This window comes from Nonomuraea guangzhouensis, assembly GCF_019396345.1.
Lineage (GTDB): Bacteria > Actinomycetota > Actinomycetes > Streptosporangiales > Streptosporangiaceae > Nonomuraea > Nonomuraea guangzhouensis.
The window spans coordinates 102,050-117,041 of record NZ_JAHKRM010000035.1; the positions used below are offsets into that span (position 1 = coordinate 102,050).

Sequence of the window (14,992 nt, forward strand, 5' to 3'; positions counted from 1 at the left end):
CGCCCCGCCGCGCCTGGTCGAGCACGGCGGGGCGCTTCCTCACTTGACCTGGTAGGCCCTGGTGACGGTCTCGGCGAAGCCGTTGCCGCCGCTGTCGGTGGCCTTGACACGTAGCGAGGCGAACTTGCCGCGCGCGCTGACCGGGTTCCAGGCCTCGGCGGCCCAGGCGTCCTGGCCCGACGGGTGCACCAGCGTGGGCAGCCAGGTACGGCCGTCGTCGTAGGAGATCTCCACGGTGAGCGTCCGCAGCTTCAGCGCGGGCGAGCCGTTCTGACGCTGGACGCGCAGCGGGATCCGCATGAGACCCACCGCGGCCCGGTTGCGGTCGTCCAGCTCCGGATTGATCTTGACGGCCAGCAGCGGCAGCACCTGCCGCCGACCCGGTTCGGGCGTCTTCGACCTGAACCGCCACTCGGCGCTGACCCGGGTGGACACCTTGGTCTGGGCCGGCACGCGGTCGGCCGTCATGGTGAACCGGTACTCGCTCTCCTTCTTCTCCGCGGGCACCTCGATCGTGCCGGGCAGGTAGTCGGCGGCGTAGATCTCCTTGCCGTCCCGGTAGAGCCTGGCCTGCGGGGCGACGTACTCGCCGTAGGAGACGCGGTCGGGCGTGCCGTCCTCGAACAGGGCGGTCGCGAACTGCAGCAGGTTCTCCTCCCGCCAGCTGTAGTCGCCGCCGGGGTTGAGCGCGGCCGCGAAGACGCCGGTGTTCCACCGGTCGTCGGTCTTCTGGCCGGCGCGGTAGACGGTGGTCTTGCCGAAGAAGAACTGGTCGGTGTCGTTCCAGCCGTCCGGCGGGGTCCGGTACTGGATGAAGGACGGGTACCAGCCGGTGTCGCCGGGGGTGTAGTACTCCGTCCGGTGGAACGGGAGCGCGAAGCGCGACACCTGGCCGTACGGCATCCAGGCCAGCTCCGTCCCGTACAGCACGGGCAGGGCGAAGTGCTCACCGAACTTGACGTCGTTCTGCGTGGCATAGGTGGAGCTGACCTCGGCGAGGTCGCGACGGCGCGGGCGGTAGCCGGGGTCGGCGGGGATGCGCGGCTCGGCCTTCATCAGGTGGTAGAAGTACGGGCTGTCGTCGTAGCTCCCGTCGGCCTTCGGCTTGGCCCACTGGGTCCAGCGGTAGAACGCGAACTTCTTGCTCGCCGTACGGGTCGTCGGGATGGCCTTGATGCCCTCGACGCGGTCGGCGCCCCACATGCCGCCCAGGTCAACGTCCACGCCGAGCGGCTGCCCGCCGTCGATGAGCTGGAGCATGCCGAGCATGCCGATGGCCAGCCGGGCGGTCGGCTCCTCCGTGCGTACGTCCACCGCCTTGGCCTTGCGGGCGTCGGCGGTGACGGTACGGTCGGCGTCGAGGGTGAACTCCGGATCGGAGGCCATCACCAGGGTGCCGTCATGGTCGCGCATGAGGCTGACGACGGTGAAGCGGTGGCCCTTCTCCAGCCTGAGGTCCAGCGCGCCGCCGGAGATGTCGTAGTTGCGCTGCTCCTCGGTGTCGAGGTCGATCAGCCCGGCGAACGCGGCCTGGGCGGGTTGCCCGTCCGTGCCGGTGAAGCGCAGCTTGAGCCCGCGCTTCTCCGGCTCGACCCGCATGCCGATGCCGGTGCGTACGGAGACGTCGGCGTTCCTGGCGATGACCGTGCCGCTGAACAGGCCGGTCAGGCCCGGCTGCGCGGTCACCTTGACCTGGGCGGTGCCGTGCGCGGGCACCTCCACCGTGGTGGCGCCGAGCTTGAACGGCGTCACCGTCGCGCCCTTGCCATCCTTGGCGATCACGCTCAGGTCCAGCCGGACGGCGGCGGCGCCGTCGTTGCGGTAGGTGAGCGTCTGCTCCTTGGGCGTGGGGCTGGGCAGCTCGATGTCGCCCATGCTCAGCGAGGCGGGCTCGGCCGTGACCTGCTGGGTGACGGCGCGGGCGACGTCCACGCGGCCGGAGCCCTGGACGTAGGCGCCCAGCTCGTCGCCGGGCGCGGTGGCGGCCATCAGCGCGGCCTTGATCTGGCCGGCCTTCCAGTCCGGGTGCTGGCCTGCGACGATCGCGGCCGCTCCGGCGACGTGCGGCGTCGCCATGGACGTGCCGCTCAGCGCCGTGTAGGAGTCGTCGACCGGGGAGCCGGCGGCGGTGCCCGCGGCCCGCGCGGCGACGATCTGCACGCCGGGCGCGATCAGGTCGGGCTTGACCGCGGCGTCAATCGCGCGCGGGCCCGTGCTGCTGAACTGCGCGACCGTGTCGTCGTCGCGGAAGGAGGCGCCGACCGACAGCGCGCGGTCCGCGGTGCTCGGCGAGCCGACCGACTGCGGGCCGTCGTTGCCCGACGCGATCACGAACAGCGTGCCGTACTTCTCCGACAGGCTGTTGACGGCCTGCTCCACCGGGTCGTCGCCGGGGGTGTCGGCCTCCCCGAGGCTGAGGTTGGCGACGCGGGCGCCGTTCTCCGCCGCCCAGGTCATGGCCTCGATGATGCCCGAGTCCGGGCAGTCCCCGCTCTGCAGGCAGACCTTGCCGATCAGCAGCTTGGCGCCCGGGGCGACGCCCTTGTACCGGCCGCCCGAGGCGGCGCCGGATCCGGCGATCGTCGACGCGACGTGGGTGCCGTGGCCATTGAGGTCGCGGACGTCGGGCTCGGAGGTGAAGTTCTGGGTCTTGGCGACCAGCCCCTGGAGGTCGGGGTGGTCGGGGTCGTAGCCGGTGTCGATCACCGCGACCGTGACGTCCTTGCCGGTCTGGCCGGCCGCCCAGGCCTTGGGGGCGCCGATGTGCGGGACGCTGACGTCGAGGGAGAGCTTGGCCTTGCCGTCCAGCCAGATCTTCGCGGGCGCGGCCGCCGCTCTGGCCTGCCCGGTCAGGGACTTCCAGAGCGTGCCGGCGGCGGCGCGGGGCTCGCTCTGGGCCATCCCGTTGATCGCGGGCAGCGGGCGCCCGCCCGCGACGCGCAGCGTGGCGGCGGCGGTCTGGTCCGGGTACGTCACGATCAGCGGGAGCGCCGAGCTGGTGGCGTCGTCGTAGCCGAGGGCGGCGAGCCGGGTGACGTTGAACAGCCGGGGGTCCAACCGGCCCGCGGCCAGCAGGGGCATCGCGTCGACGGGGACGATGCTGAGCCCGTCCTTGGCCCGGCGGTGCACGAAGGTGATCTTCTCCCTGCCGGGGCCGGGCTTGACGTCGAGCTGGGTCTGCTTGTCGGGAAGCGGGCGGAGGGTGACCTTGTCCCCGCTGATGAGGGTGATGGTCTTGGGCTGTTCCACGGAGGTGGCGGACTGGGCCGACGGGGCGGGAGTCGGTGCTGCCTGGGCCGGAGTGGCGGCCGCTAACAGGGCCGTTATCGCGACGCCCAGGAGGGCGGTTCTCTGAAGCACAACCGCTTTCTAGTTGTTTGTGACTTTTGGCGACAAGGTGATTGGTGTGGCCTATTGCGGCAACTGCCGGAAGTGGCCACGATCATAGGCATGCTTGAGGACGGCCGGGCGCTGGAGGTCGTGGGAGTCAGCGCGTTCGACGAGCGGGTCTACCGCGGGGTGCTGGCCTGCCCCGGCATCACGGTGCAGGAGCTCGTCATGAGGAGCGGGGAGAGCGCGGCCCGCATCCAGACGTCGCTGAGCAGGCTCCGCGCCAAGGGCCTGGTCAGCCGCCTGTGGGGGCGCTCGCCCCGGTGGACGGTGACGAACCCGGGGACCTCGATCCGCTCCCTGGTACGCAACCTGCAGAGCGAGCTGGACCGGCTCACCGACACGGCCGACGAACTGGAGGCGGCCTTCCGTACCGTCGGCCAGGACTCGGAGGAGGGCGGGCAGCTCGAGGTACTGGCGGGCCCTGAGGAGCAGGCCCGGTGGTACGTCCGGCTGCAGCAGGAGGCCAAGGAGGAGGTGCTGACCTTCGACCGGCCCCCGTACGTGCTGGACTACCACAACCCGCTGCAGACCGGCCTGCTACGCAGCGGCGTCCGCTACCGGACCATCTACGTGCCGGAGGCCTTCGATCACGCGGGGGCGCTCGACGAGGTGGGCAGCCTGATCAAGGCGGGAGAGGAGGCGCGGGTCCTGCCCCGGCTGCCGTTCAAGATGGCGATCGTCGATCGGTGGCGCGCGGTCATGCCGCTGCACATGGATCCGCCGCTGACGCGTGGCGTGCTGATCAGCGGATCCACCATGGTGGTGGCCCTGGTGGAGCTGTTCGAGCGCCTGTGGCGGGAGGCGTTGCCGGTGCGCCCCGAGCTGTGGCAGGAGCCGCCCTCGGCGCCGGAGCCCGCCGACGAGGAGCTGGACCTGGCGGAGCTCGGCCCCGAGGATCGCCGGCTCCTGACGCTGCTGGCGGCCGGGCTCAAGGACGACGCCATCGCCCGCCAGCTCGGCACCAGCCCGCGCAGTCTCCGCCGCCGCCTGCGTCACCTCCTGGACCAGCTGAACGCCGAGACCCGCTTCCAGGCGGGCGCCCAGGCCAGCCGCCGCGGCCTCGTATAGGCCGAAACAGAGAAACTCTCAGTAGTTGAACCGCTACGATTCGGCGTGAACGGGGGAGACTCCGAAGCCTGAGTAGGACGCGCCGCTGCCTGAAGCAGTGGCCACTTTCCCGTGCGGCCCCGCGATCTGGGGAGCGGGGCCGCCTTATTGCTCCACCCCGTTCACGAACACCTTCCGTAGCGTCAGGTCGTCGGTGAAGGTGATCGTGTTCGGGCCGGTGACGTTCGTGAACACGCAGTGCTCCAGGCGCACTCCGGACAGGTGGTCGGTCTCCAGGCCGACCAGGTTGAGCACGGCGTCGGCGCCGTCGAGCCTGGTCCGCTCCATGCGGATGTCACGTACGGACACCGGCTCCGTGCCCTGCTCGCCGCTCTGGTAGGCCATGTTGACGAACATCACCTCGCGGTCCACGTTCTGGCCGGTGAAGCCGCGTACGTAGACGCCTTCGACGTAGGCGCCGCGTTTCTTGCTGGCCTTGATGTAGACGGGATATTTCACCGGGTAGTTGCCGGGGAAGTCCGGCGAGTTGATCACGCACCGCTCGGCGAAGACGTTCCGGACGCCGCCCGACATCTCGCTGCCGACGGTGATGCCGCCCCAGCGGCCGGAGAAGGAGCAGTCCTGGACGACGATGTTCTCGCTGGGCACGCCCACCCTGCGGCCGTCGGCGTCACGTCCCGACTTGACCGCCACGCAGTCGTCGTTGGTGTTGAACCGGCAGTCGTGGATGTGGACGTACGACGACGCCTCGGGGTCGCAGCCGTCGGTGTTGTACAGCGTGCTGACGACGGTGATGCCGCGCACGGTGACGTTCGTGGACAGGACCGGGTTAACGGTCCACATGGCCGGCTCGAGGATGGTGAGGTCGCTGACCAGGATGTTCTGACATTTCACGAACTGGACCATGGCGGGGCGCAGGTAGTGCCCCGCCCCGAACACGCGCTCCTCGACCGGTACGCCGTCGTCACCCATCTTGCGCAGCGCGCGCTGGTCGGCGCCCTGGGGGCCGCTGTTGGCGTACCAGCTCTCCCACGGGCCCTGCCTGGCCTGGCCGTCGAGTGTGCCCTTGCCCGTGACCGCGATGTTCCGCTGGCCGTGGGCGTAGATGAAGGGGCTGTAGTTGTAGCACTCCGTACCCTCCCACCGGGTGAAGACGACCGGCAGGTACGCGTTCGGATCGGTGCTGAAGGCGATCACGCCGCCCTCGGACACGTGCAGCTCGACGTTGCTGAGCAGGTGGACGGCGCCGGTGAGGAAGCGGCCCGGCGGGACCACCACCCGGCCGCCGCCCGCGCGATGGCATTCGGCGATCGCCGCCTTGAACGCGGCCGTGCAGTCGGTCGTGCCGTCACCTACGGCACCGAAGGCGGTGATCTCCCACCTTCGACGGGGGAAGCGAGGAGGTCGGATCTTACGCAGGATGTCCGGCACCTTGCGCCACGGGTCAGCTGATCGTTCCTCGGCCTGCGCCGACGCGGTTCCCACGGTTCCGGGGGCCAGTGTGGCGGCGGCGAGAACGCCGCCGGCCTTCAGTAGAGATCGTCGAGAGGGCATGGTCACCACCGGGGGATGCGGAGACATCGGACCTCTGGAGCGTAAATGCGCGCCTGCTGGAATTCAATTCTTGACGAAGTTAATTGTGCGTTGGCCCCGCGATTCCCTGCGGGGAATCGCCAAGGCGCGGGCCGGGCCAGCACACTGCTGCGCATGAGCAACGAACTTCATGTGAAAGAACTCGATGTGAAAGTGCTGGCCGACCGCTATGTCGCCCAGTGGAACGAGCCCGATCCGGCGGCTCGAAGCGCGCTCATCCGCGAGCTATGGGCGCACGACGGGATCCAGGTCCTGGTCGACCCGCCCCAGGAGATCCGCGAAGCCGCCGAGCAGCTCGCCTTTCCGGTGCCGCCCCTGGAAGTCCGTGGCGTCGACGCCTTGGACGCCCGGGTGACCCGTGCCTACGAGATGTTCGTCGCGCCAGGAGAGTACGTCTTCCAGGCTCACGGGGACGCGTTCCTCCTGCTGCCCAACGTGGTCGGGGTCCGGTGGTCGATGGTGTCGGCCCGCGGCGCCGAGGCCGTCGGCGGGGGCCTGGACGTCCTGGCCCTGGACGGCGATGGCAGGATCCGTACCGACCATCAGTTCATCGAGGCGAGCTGATGGGGGAGAGCGTGCGTTTCACCAGGATCACGCGGACCGACGACGGCGGGTCGGCGTTCGAGGACGGCGAGATCGTGCTCGCCGGTCAGCGGGTCGCCGACGGAGTGCCGGCCATGGCGGTGGGCGGTGTGCCGTCAACGGGCGGGGTGCTGTTCCTGCGTAGCGCCGAGTTCGACAGCGCCCCGCACACGGCGCCGCGGGAGCAGTGGGTGGTGATGCTGCGCGGGACGATCGAGGTGGCGGTCACCGACGGCACCCGCCGCCGCTTCGGTCCCGGCGATCTGGTGCTCGCCGCCGACACGACGGGGACGGGACACGTCACGGCCGGGGTCGGCGCCCCGCCGTACGAGGCGCTGTTCATTCCGACGGTTTGATCGTGGTGCCCTGAGCGGAGGTGAGGTGCCAGGAGTCGTGGGCATCGGCGGCGTACACGTGGGTGTAGCGGCTCCCGGCGCTGAACGTGGTGCCGTCGGGGTTCGTGAAGTTCATCCCGGTACGGCCGACGACGATGCCCACCTTCCCGATGACCCGGACAATCGCCTCGTCGGGGAATGAATCGATCCGCGGAAACTGAAGCGACCCGGACGCCACCAGGTCGAGCACGATCCCCTTGTCGGCGACCGCCCCGTCCTCGATTCCCACCAGGATGAAGTCGTCGGCCAGCAGCTCCTTCAGGCGGTCGAGGTCGCCCGCAACCAAGGCGTCGAAGAAGCTCTGGTCGTGCTCGAGGAGGGTGGCGCGGTCCGTGGTCATGGGCGTCCGTTCGTCGGTGGTCGGGGACCGAGGGTAAACGTTGACGCCGGTGACAGGGTCAAGTCCGCAGGCTTGGGTATCTCGTGACCGGTGGTGGAGCAGGAGGAGATAGTCCCGCCGTACGCACGTCTGCTACTCTATGTGACGTATTGACTACCTTAAGTCATCAATGGGAGCTCGTGTGAAAGTCGCCTGCGTCGGCGGCGGACCCGCCAGCCTGTACTTCTCGATCCTGATGAAGCTGGTGGATCCGTCCCATGACATCACCGTTTACGAGCGCAACCCGGCCGGATCGACGTACGGCTGGGGCGTGACCTACTGGGACGAACTACTCCATGACCTGCACGCCGCCGACCCCGAATCCGCGCGCGCCATCCTCGAGAGCTCGGTCCGCTGGGACAGCTGGGTCGCCCACGTCGGCGACCGCGCGACGGTGACGGTGGAGAGCGGGGACGAGGGCTTCGGCATCGGCCGGCACGAGCTGCTCGGCATCCTCACCCAGCGGGCCCGCTCCCTTGGCGCGCGCATCGAGTTCGAGCACGAGATCGCCGACGAGGACGAGCTGGCCGATGCCGACCTCGTCGTCGCCGGCGACGGTGTCAACAGCGCGCTGCGCGAGCGCCACGCCGACCACTTCGGCACGGAGATCGCGGTCGGGCGGAACGTCTACACCTGGCTCGGCACCACCAAGATCTTCGACCATTTCAGCTTCGCCTTCGTGGAGACCGCCCACGGCTGGATCTGGTGTTACGGCTACGGATTCGGCGAGCACCACAGCACCTGCGTCATCGAGTGCTCCCCCGAGACCTGGCGGGGGCTCGGGCTCCACGAGGCGAACGAGGCCGACGGCCTGTCCCTGCTGGAGAAGCTCTTCGTCGACATGCTGGACGGGCACCCGCTGATCGGCCGGGCGCACCCTGACGGCAGCGCGCACTGGCTGAACTTCCGCACCCTGACCAACCGGAAGTGGTACCACGACAACCTCGTCCTGCTCGGGGACGCCGCGCACACCACGCACTACTCCATCGGCACGGGCACCGCCCTCGCGCTGGGGGACGCCGCCTTCCTGGTCGGCGCGCTGCACGGGGGCACGCCCCTCCAGCCCGCCCTCGCCCGCTACGAGCGGCAGCGCAAGGCCGCGATCCGCCCCACCCAGAGATCGGCCCGCTACAGCTCCCAGTGGTACGAGAACCTCTCGCGCTACATCGATCTGCCGCCGTCGCAGGTGGTCGCGCTGCTCGGCCAGCGGCATTCCCGGCTGCTCTCCCGCATCCCGCCCCGGCTGTACTACCGGATCGACCAAGCGTTTGGGTGCCTCTCGTCGCTGCGCTCGTGAAACGGCTTTCGGTGGATCGCGGCTGGGTTGCGTTCTGTACCTACTAGTATGTACGATCAGCGGCGTGGACACCAGGGAACGGCTGATCGAGAGCACCCGCGAGCTGCTGTGGGAGTACGGATACGTGGGCACCTCGCCCAAGGCGATCCAGCAGCGAGCCGGGGCGGGCCAAGGCAGCATGTACCACCACTTCCGCGGCAAGCCCGACCTGGCGCTGGCCGCGATCATCCGCAGCGCCGAGGAGCTGCGCGATCGCGCGGAGGCGGAGTTCTCCGGCCCCGGAGCTCCGCTCCAGCGGATCACCGCTTACCTGCGCCGGGAGCGGGAGGCTCTCCGCGGCTGCCCGGTCGGCCGGCTGACCCAGGACCGGGACGTGATGGCCGATCCCACGTTGCGCCGCCCGGTCGAGGACACCTTCGCCTGGCTGCGCACCCGGCTCGCCGGGGTTCTCACCGAAGCGCGGGCGGACGGCGACCTCGACACCGCGCTCGACCCGGCGGCCACCGCCACCGCGCTCGTCGCGGTGCTGCAGGGGGGATACGTGCTGGCCCGCGCCGCCGGCGACGCGGAGGTGTACGCGCAGGCCGTTGACGGCGCGCTCGGCCTGCTCGCCGGACACGCCCACTGAGCTGAAAGGATAAAAACGATGCCCTTTGTACGCATTGACGCGCTCCGCGCAGACGAGAAGCGGCTGGAGGCCCTGGGCCGGGCCGTGCACGATGCCCTGGTCGACGCCATCGGCATCCCGAAAGACGACCTGTTCCAGGTGCTCACCAGCCAGGACGGCACGCAGCGCCTGTTCCGCTATGACGGCCACTACCTCGGTGTACACCGGGACGACGACCTCGTGTTCGTCGCCATCACCATGCGCTCCGGACGCACCGCGGCTCAGAAGCAGGCTCTCTACCGCAGGATCGCCGATCTCGCCGAGGAGTACGCGGGCACCGAGCCGCGGAACGTATTCGTCACGATCACCGAGAACGAGCCGCTCGACTGGTCGTTCGGCAACGGCGTGGCGCAGTACGCGGAGGCCGGCCTGTAAGCGTGATGGCGGCATCTCGGTGCGGATGAGTGAACCTGGCGGCCCCGCTCACCGACTGTGCTTGGTGACGGGCGACAGGAGAACGAGATGACCGACGAGTTACTGGTGGTCCGCTGCCAGCTCGGCGAACGTGCGGCGTTCACCGAGCTGGTAGCTGCCTGGCATGTGCCGGTATGGAGTTATGTGCGGCGCATGCTGGATGCCGACAGGGCCGACGACGTGACCCAGGAGATCTGGCTGGCCGTGATCCGCGGGCTGCCCCGGCTGAAGGACCCTGGCCGGTTCACCCCTTGGCTGTTCACGATCGCCAGGCGGGCGGTGACCAACCGGCTGCGCGAACAGTACGGCGAGGCCGAGACGCCGGCCCCGCAGGAGCCGATCGCCGAGGACTCGATCACCGCGCTGGTGGACCATGCCGAGCTGGTCGCCGGACTGTCCGGGCTGCCGGCCCTCGAACGGGAGATCCTGGTGCTGTTCTACCTGGAGGATCTCTCGCTCGAGGACTGCGCCGACATCTGCGCCGTCCCGGTCGGCACGGTCAAGTCCCGGCTCAACCGGGCCCGTCGCCTGCTGCGTGAGCACCTGATCGAGAAGGGATTCCAGCGATGAACGACGACGAGCCACGCCTGTCGGCGGAGCAGATGATCGAGCGGCTGTCGGGGGCGCTGTCCCCGTGGCGGCGCCTCCGCGGTGTCGCGGCCCTGCTGGCCGGGCTGGCCGGGGCTGTCTTCGTCGTCCTGCTCTGGGCCACCGAACCTGATCCGTTGCCGGGCCGTACCCAGCTCGCTTTCGCCATGTTCACGCTGTTCTGCCTGGCGTGGGCCGGATACGGAAGCTGGGCGATCACGCGACGGGCCGCGCTGTTCGCCCTGGACCGGGTGATCGCCGCCTGGCTCGCCCTGGCCGCTTCGATCGCCACGACCGCCCTAACCGCGACCATCGCCGCCCAACGCGGATCCGGTCTGCTTCCAGCAGTCGTGGTCGGGGCCGTTTTCATGGCCGCGGCCGCCGTGCTCGCGGTGCGGGCCCATGCCCGGCGCGCCGCCCTGCTGCGCCGCAAGCGAGAACTGACCGGGTGACAGGTCGATGCGGTCGTCAGGGCATCAGTCGCACTCAACCCGCCCCAGCGGATCAGGCGCTTCCGTCAACGCGGAGCGCGCCGCCTGCCAGCTCAGGTCTTCGGGATAGAAAGCATGGCGCAGGTAAGCCCAGGTGAGCTGCTGGATCAGGGCGACTCGCTCGGGGTTCTCATCCGTCGTCTCTGTGACGTTGTATCCGGAAATTCCGCCTAGTGAGTGTTCTGCCCCGAACAGCGTCAGCAGGGACTTCCCGCCGGGACTCAGGAAGTACGGATCGGTAAACCAGTCCGGCCCGCGAACGGACAGGGCCGACTGGTCTCGATCCCCCGCGATCACCAGGGTCGGCGTGGTCATGTCCGCGAAGCTCGGGTTCATGAAGGGGAAGTGCTCGGCCGCGAACGGAGTCAGGTCAGCTCCACCCTGGCCGGGCGCGGCGAGCAGCACACCCGCGGTGATCCGTGAGTCGGACAGGTCCTCTCCCGCTTTGCCCTCTGGATCGAGGACTCGCGCGCCCAGCAGCATGCTCGCCGTCTGGCCGCCCCATGAGTGTCCGGCCACGGCGATGCGGCTTCGATCGAGGCGCCCGCTGAGGCCGGGAACGGAAGCCTCAAGGAGATCGAGCTGGTCGAGGACGCGCTTCAGGTCCTCGACTCGGAAACGCCAGATCTGTGGAGTACGGGGATCGTCAGGAGGAAGGCTCAACGTCCTTGAGTCGAGATGGGTGGGTTGAATGACCACGAAGCCGTGCGCGGCCCAGAAGTCGACCAACGGGCCGTAGCCGTTCAACGACTCGCCGAAGCCGTGCGAGAGGACGATGATCGGCAGTTCGTCGCCGATCGTGGGTGCGGACACGCGTACCCGCAGATCCTCGCCACGGCCTGGGGCTGACAGCACTACCGGCTTCACGGAGATGACCGGAGTGGGCGCACTGATTGATTCGCTCATTGAAAGGTCTTCCTTCCAGCTATGTGGCGGTTGACGTGGATGCGGGCCGCTGTCGTGCTCCGTGGCGTCATCGCTGGGCCGAGGTGGTGATGAGCTCGTCGGTGACCCACCGTGCGACGTCGTCGGGGTAGGGCGCCGTCAGCCCGAGGACGATGTGCCGGAAGCCGGCGTCGATCGCTTCGCCGATCGCGTCCCGGGTGATGCCGGGCTGGTCGTAGGAGACCGGCAGATGGATCGAGCGGATGATCGAGGCGGGGTCCCGGCCGATCTCGGCGCAGTAGCGGTCCAGCAGTGCGCTGCGGCGGACGACGTCGTCGATGTCGCCGCCGGGGATGTTCCAGAGGTCGGCGTGCTCGGCGACCACGCGCAGGGTCGCGGCCGAGCGCCCGCCGATGATGATCGGCGGATGGGGGCGCTGGACGGGTTTGGGGCTGCAGAACGCTCCGGTGAGCTGGACGTGGGTGCCGTGGAAGTCGAACGGCTCGGTCTCGGTCCACAGCCGCCGGATCACGGTGCACGCTTCGGTGAGGCTTCCCACGGCGTGGGCGGTGTCGTGGAAGGGCAGGCCGTGGGCTTCGTACTCACGCCGGGCCAGCGGGTGGCCGGGTCGTGAGCCGACGCCGATACCGAAGTCGAGCCGTCCGCCGGAGACGATGTCGACGGTCGCGGCGATCTTGGCCAGCATCGCGGGCGGTCGGAAGCGGTTGCTGGTCACGAGCACGCCGATCCGCAGTCGCCGGGTCTGCGGGGCGAGGGCCGAGAGCAGCGTCCAGCCTTCGTAGGTCGGTCCGTTCGGGTCGCCGAAGATCGGCATGAGGTGATCGAACAGCCACGCGTGCTCGATCTCCGGGATCGTGTCGGCCTCGCGCCAGACCCGCACGATGTCCTGGTAGTCGACCTGTGACGGGGCGGTCATGATCCCGAAGCGAGTCCGGGGAGTTTTGGGCATGGGGCTATGCGTCCTCTGGCATCATAAGCAAAGGGAACCTTGTTCCGATTACGATAAGGAACGTTGTTCCGTTTGACAAGCTCGGCAAGTTCGGCAACGGAAGGAACGGTGCGGTGATCGACAGCGACGGGAGTGCGGGGGGCGCGGCCCCGCGCAAGCGGGCCGACGCGCGGCGCAACGAGCGGACGCTGCTCGACGCCGCCGCGGCGGTCTTCGTGACCTCAGGCGTCGAAGCGCCGGTACGCGACATCGCGGCCAGGGCGGGGGTCGGGCTGGCCACGATCTACCGCCACTTCCCGACCCGAGCGGATCTCATCATCGCCGTCTACCGGCACCAGGTCGAGGCCTGTGCCGAGGCCGGTCCGACCCTGCTGGCGAGCGCCGCGACCCCGCACGCCGCGCTGGGGCGATGGATCAACCTCTTCGTCGACTTCCTGGTCACCAAGCACGGACTCGCCGCCGTGCTGCAGTCCGACAGCGCCGGCTTCGACACGCTGCACGCGTACTTCCTCGACCGGCTCGTGCCCGTGTGCGCCCAACTGCTCGACGCCGCGGCCGCCGCCGGCGAGATCCGCTCCGACCTCGATGCCTACGAGCTCATGCGCGGCGTCGGAAACCTCTGCATCGGCGCGGACAGCGATCCCCGTTATGACGCCCGCCGGTTGGTCGAACTCCTCATAGCGGGCCTGCGCCGGGCGCACTAGGCGGAACTATGTTCCGAATGCCACTTGAGGCCTGCTTGGTGTCACATAAGGCCCTTGCGATGGCGCCATTGTGGCGCCATAGTTGTGTCATGGATTCCGTGCCGCACGTCGAGCACCTCCCCCGCATCGCGCGCTCGTCCGCTGGACACGCGGCGGTGGAAGTGAGCGGTCAGCCGATGACCCACCCCGCAAGACGGCTCCACGACGTCGATCGCGAACCGGTCGTCGCGCGCGTCCAGCGGGCGTACGCCGACGGCCGCCTCGGCTTCGCCGAGATGGAAGAGCGGCTCGAACGGGCTCTCACCGCCGTGACCCAGGCCGAGCTGGCGTGGGCGGTCGCCGACCTGCCCGAGCCCCCTGACGAGGTGGTCCGGCTGAGGTCCGCCAACGGGCGCGTCAGGCGGACGGGCGACTGGCAGGTCCCGCGCGTGCTCCAGATCGAGTCCGAGTACGGCGGCGCGATCCTCGACCTGTCGCAGGCCGTCATCGCGCACTCCGAGATCGAGATCGACCTCCAGCTCGCGTACGGCTCCGCCACGATCGTCCTGCCCCCCGGCGCGACGGCGAACGTCGACGGGATGCAGACCGAATGGGGCCGGGTGATCTGCAAGACGGCGGGTCGCCCGCGTCCAGGGAGTCTGCACGTGCAGATCACCGGGAAGCTCGGCTACGGCCGCCTGAAAGTCCGCTCCACACGCCGCCCGGCCAGGAGGGCGTTCGCCACCCAATCTTGACCTCACGCATTATGTGCGGTCTGTCGTCCGGCTGCTGGAGAAGAGCTGCCGCCAGCGCTCGGCTGCCTGGATCATGTCGCGACCGACGTGCTCGAAGAACTGGCCCGCGTCCTGTAGCCGGGCGCCGGCGGGTGTGCCGGCGCCGAGGACCTCGGCTCCTTCGCGGGCGAACTCGGCGAGCCTGGCGTTCTGCCGGGCACTGACCAGCCAGGCTCGGAACCAGACCTCGGAGTCGATGACGTACCGGTCGCGTCGCCGGCGCGGGTCGCGTTCGCGCCGGATCAGCTCCTGCTGTTCGAGTTCGCCGACGGCCTTGGAGATGGATGCCGGGCTGACCTGGAGACGCTGGACGAGTTCGGCGGCGGTGAGGCTGCCGCTGTCGGTGGTGTACAGGCAGGTGAGCACCCGGGCGGTCATGCGCGGCAGCCCTGTCTGGGTCATCACCGCGGTGAACTGTTCCTCCAGTTCGTGGACCGCTTCCGGGTCTCGCCCGGGTGTCTCGCCGGCGACCGGTGGTGCCGGGGCCGGGGTCGGCCTGCGCCGGCGGGCACGGCCTTCTGTCGCCTGGTGTGCCTGGTCGGGCCGGTAGCCGCCGGCGCCACCGTTGCGGATCACCTCCCGGGTGATGGTCGAGGTCGGCCGTTCCAGGCGCCTGGCGATCTCGGTGTAGGTGAGTCCTTCGGCCAGCCCTTCGGCGATGTGCCGGCGGTCCTGATGGGTGAGCCTGCCTCCCGGCATTGGTGTCGCCTCCTGTTGCCGCATCATCCCCAGTGCGATGAACAGTATTGCGTTCGCGAGCACTTCATTGCAACATGCGGAGGGCGGATGTTGC

General features: G+C 69.4%; 16 protein-coding genes. 10 read left to right on the forward strand and 6 right to left on the reverse strand.

The window, feature by feature from the left end:
• Positions 1-39 precede the first annotated feature (39 nt).
• Positions 40-3,360, reverse strand: coding sequence for a S8 family serine peptidase (locus KME78_RS50630; RefSeq protein WP_219537183.1), 3,321 nt, complete (start codon positions 3,358-3,360; stop codon positions 40-42).
• Between the two features lie 90 nt (positions 3,361-3,450).
• On the opposite strand from KME78_RS50630, the gene KME78_RS50635 reads away from it, so the two are divergent.
• A complete protein-coding gene (locus KME78_RS50635; protein ID WP_219537184.1) occupies positions 3,451-4,461 on the forward strand; it encodes a TrmB family transcriptional regulator in 1,011 nt (336 codons plus the stop codon).
• Between the two features lie 144 nt (positions 4,462-4,605).
• Here KME78_RS50635 and KME78_RS50640 read toward each other — a convergent pair whose 3' ends face one another.
• A complete protein-coding gene (locus KME78_RS50640; RefSeq protein ID WP_219537185.1) occupies positions 4,606-6,015 on the reverse strand; it encodes a glycosyl hydrolase family 28 protein in 1,410 nt (469 codons plus the stop codon).
• A gap of 153 nt (positions 6,016-6,168) precedes the next feature.
• Between KME78_RS50640 and KME78_RS50645 the strand changes: the two genes are divergently transcribed.
• Positions 6,169-6,618: a hypothetical protein gene (locus KME78_RS50645; protein WP_219537186.1), complete on the forward strand. Its 450-nt coding sequence runs from the start codon at positions 6,169-6,171 to the stop codon at positions 6,616-6,618.
• A gap of 11 nt (positions 6,619-6,629) precedes the next feature.
• Positions 6,630-6,992 (forward strand): cupin domain-containing protein, encoded by a 363-nt coding sequence (locus KME78_RS50650; protein WP_219537187.1) that lies wholly within the window; start codon positions 6,630-6,632, stop codon positions 6,990-6,992.
• On the opposite strand, the gene KME78_RS50655 is transcribed toward KME78_RS50650, so the two are convergent.
• A complete protein-coding gene (locus tag KME78_RS50655) occupies positions 6,976-7,371 on the reverse strand; it encodes a YybH family protein (protein ID WP_219537188.1) in 396 nt (131 codons plus the stop codon). The two genes, KME78_RS50650 and KME78_RS50655, sit on opposite strands and share 17 nt — an antisense overlap.
• Before the next feature lie 181 nt (positions 7,372-7,552).
• Between KME78_RS50655 and KME78_RS50660 the strand changes: the two genes are divergently transcribed.
• The 5 genes from KME78_RS50660 (at position 7,553) to KME78_RS50680 (ending at position 10,828) form a co-directional block, all read left to right on the forward strand.
• Positions 7,553-8,707 (forward strand): FAD-dependent monooxygenase, encoded by a 1,155-nt coding sequence (locus KME78_RS50660; protein WP_219537189.1) that lies wholly within the window; start codon positions 7,553-7,555, stop codon positions 8,705-8,707.
• Between the two features lie 64 nt (positions 8,708-8,771).
• On the forward strand, positions 8,772-9,335 hold the full coding sequence (locus tag KME78_RS50665) for a TetR/AcrR family transcriptional regulator (protein WP_219537190.1): 564 nt from the start codon (positions 8,772-8,774) through the stop codon (positions 9,333-9,335).
• Between the two features lie 18 nt (positions 9,336-9,353).
• Positions 9,354-9,749, forward strand: coding sequence for a tautomerase family protein (locus KME78_RS50670; RefSeq protein ID WP_219537191.1), 396 nt, complete (start codon positions 9,354-9,356; stop codon positions 9,747-9,749).
• A gap of 87 nt (positions 9,750-9,836) precedes the next feature.
• Positions 9,837-10,358 carry an RNA polymerase sigma factor gene (locus KME78_RS50675; protein WP_219537192.1) on the forward strand — a complete coding sequence of 174 codons (522 nt, stop codon included), beginning with the start codon at positions 9,837-9,839 and terminating at the stop codon, positions 10,356-10,358.
• Positions 10,355-10,828 (forward strand): hypothetical protein, encoded by a 474-nt coding sequence (locus KME78_RS50680; protein WP_219537193.1) that lies wholly within the window; start codon positions 10,355-10,357, stop codon positions 10,826-10,828. The genes KME78_RS50675 and KME78_RS50680 overlap by 4 nt, the downstream gene beginning before the upstream one ends.
• Before the next feature lie 24 nt (positions 10,829-10,852).
• Here KME78_RS50680 and KME78_RS50685 read toward each other — a convergent pair whose 3' ends face one another.
• Positions 10,853-11,773 (reverse strand): alpha/beta hydrolase family protein, encoded by a 921-nt coding sequence (locus KME78_RS50685; protein ID WP_219537194.1) that lies wholly within the window; start codon positions 11,771-11,773, stop codon positions 10,853-10,855.
• Positions 11,774-11,840: 67 nt separating this feature from the next.
• Entirely contained in the window at positions 11,841-12,689 is an 849-nt protein-coding gene (locus KME78_RS50690; RefSeq protein ID WP_246653961.1) for an LLM class flavin-dependent oxidoreductase, read from the reverse strand.
• 149 nt (positions 12,690-12,838) lie between these two features.
• Here KME78_RS50690 and KME78_RS50695 point away from each other — a divergent pair, with 149 nt between their 5' ends.
• Both KME78_RS50695 and KME78_RS50700 read left to right on the forward strand, forming a co-directional pair.
• Entirely contained in the window at positions 12,839-13,426 is a 588-nt protein-coding gene (locus KME78_RS50695; RefSeq protein WP_372455115.1) for a TetR/AcrR family transcriptional regulator, read from the forward strand.
• Between the two features lie 89 nt (positions 13,427-13,515).
• Positions 13,516-14,160, forward strand: coding sequence for a DUF1707 SHOCT-like domain-containing protein (locus KME78_RS50700; RefSeq protein ID WP_246653965.1), 645 nt, complete (start codon positions 13,516-13,518; stop codon positions 14,158-14,160).
• A 9-nt stretch (positions 14,161-14,169) separates the two neighbouring features.
• On the opposite strand, the gene KME78_RS50705 is transcribed toward KME78_RS50700, so the two are convergent.
• Positions 14,170-14,898 carry a GbsR/MarR family transcriptional regulator gene (locus KME78_RS50705; RefSeq protein ID WP_219537197.1) on the reverse strand — a complete coding sequence of 243 codons (729 nt, stop codon included), beginning with the start codon at positions 14,896-14,898 and terminating at the stop codon, positions 14,170-14,172.
• Positions 14,899-14,992 lie beyond the last annotated feature (94 nt).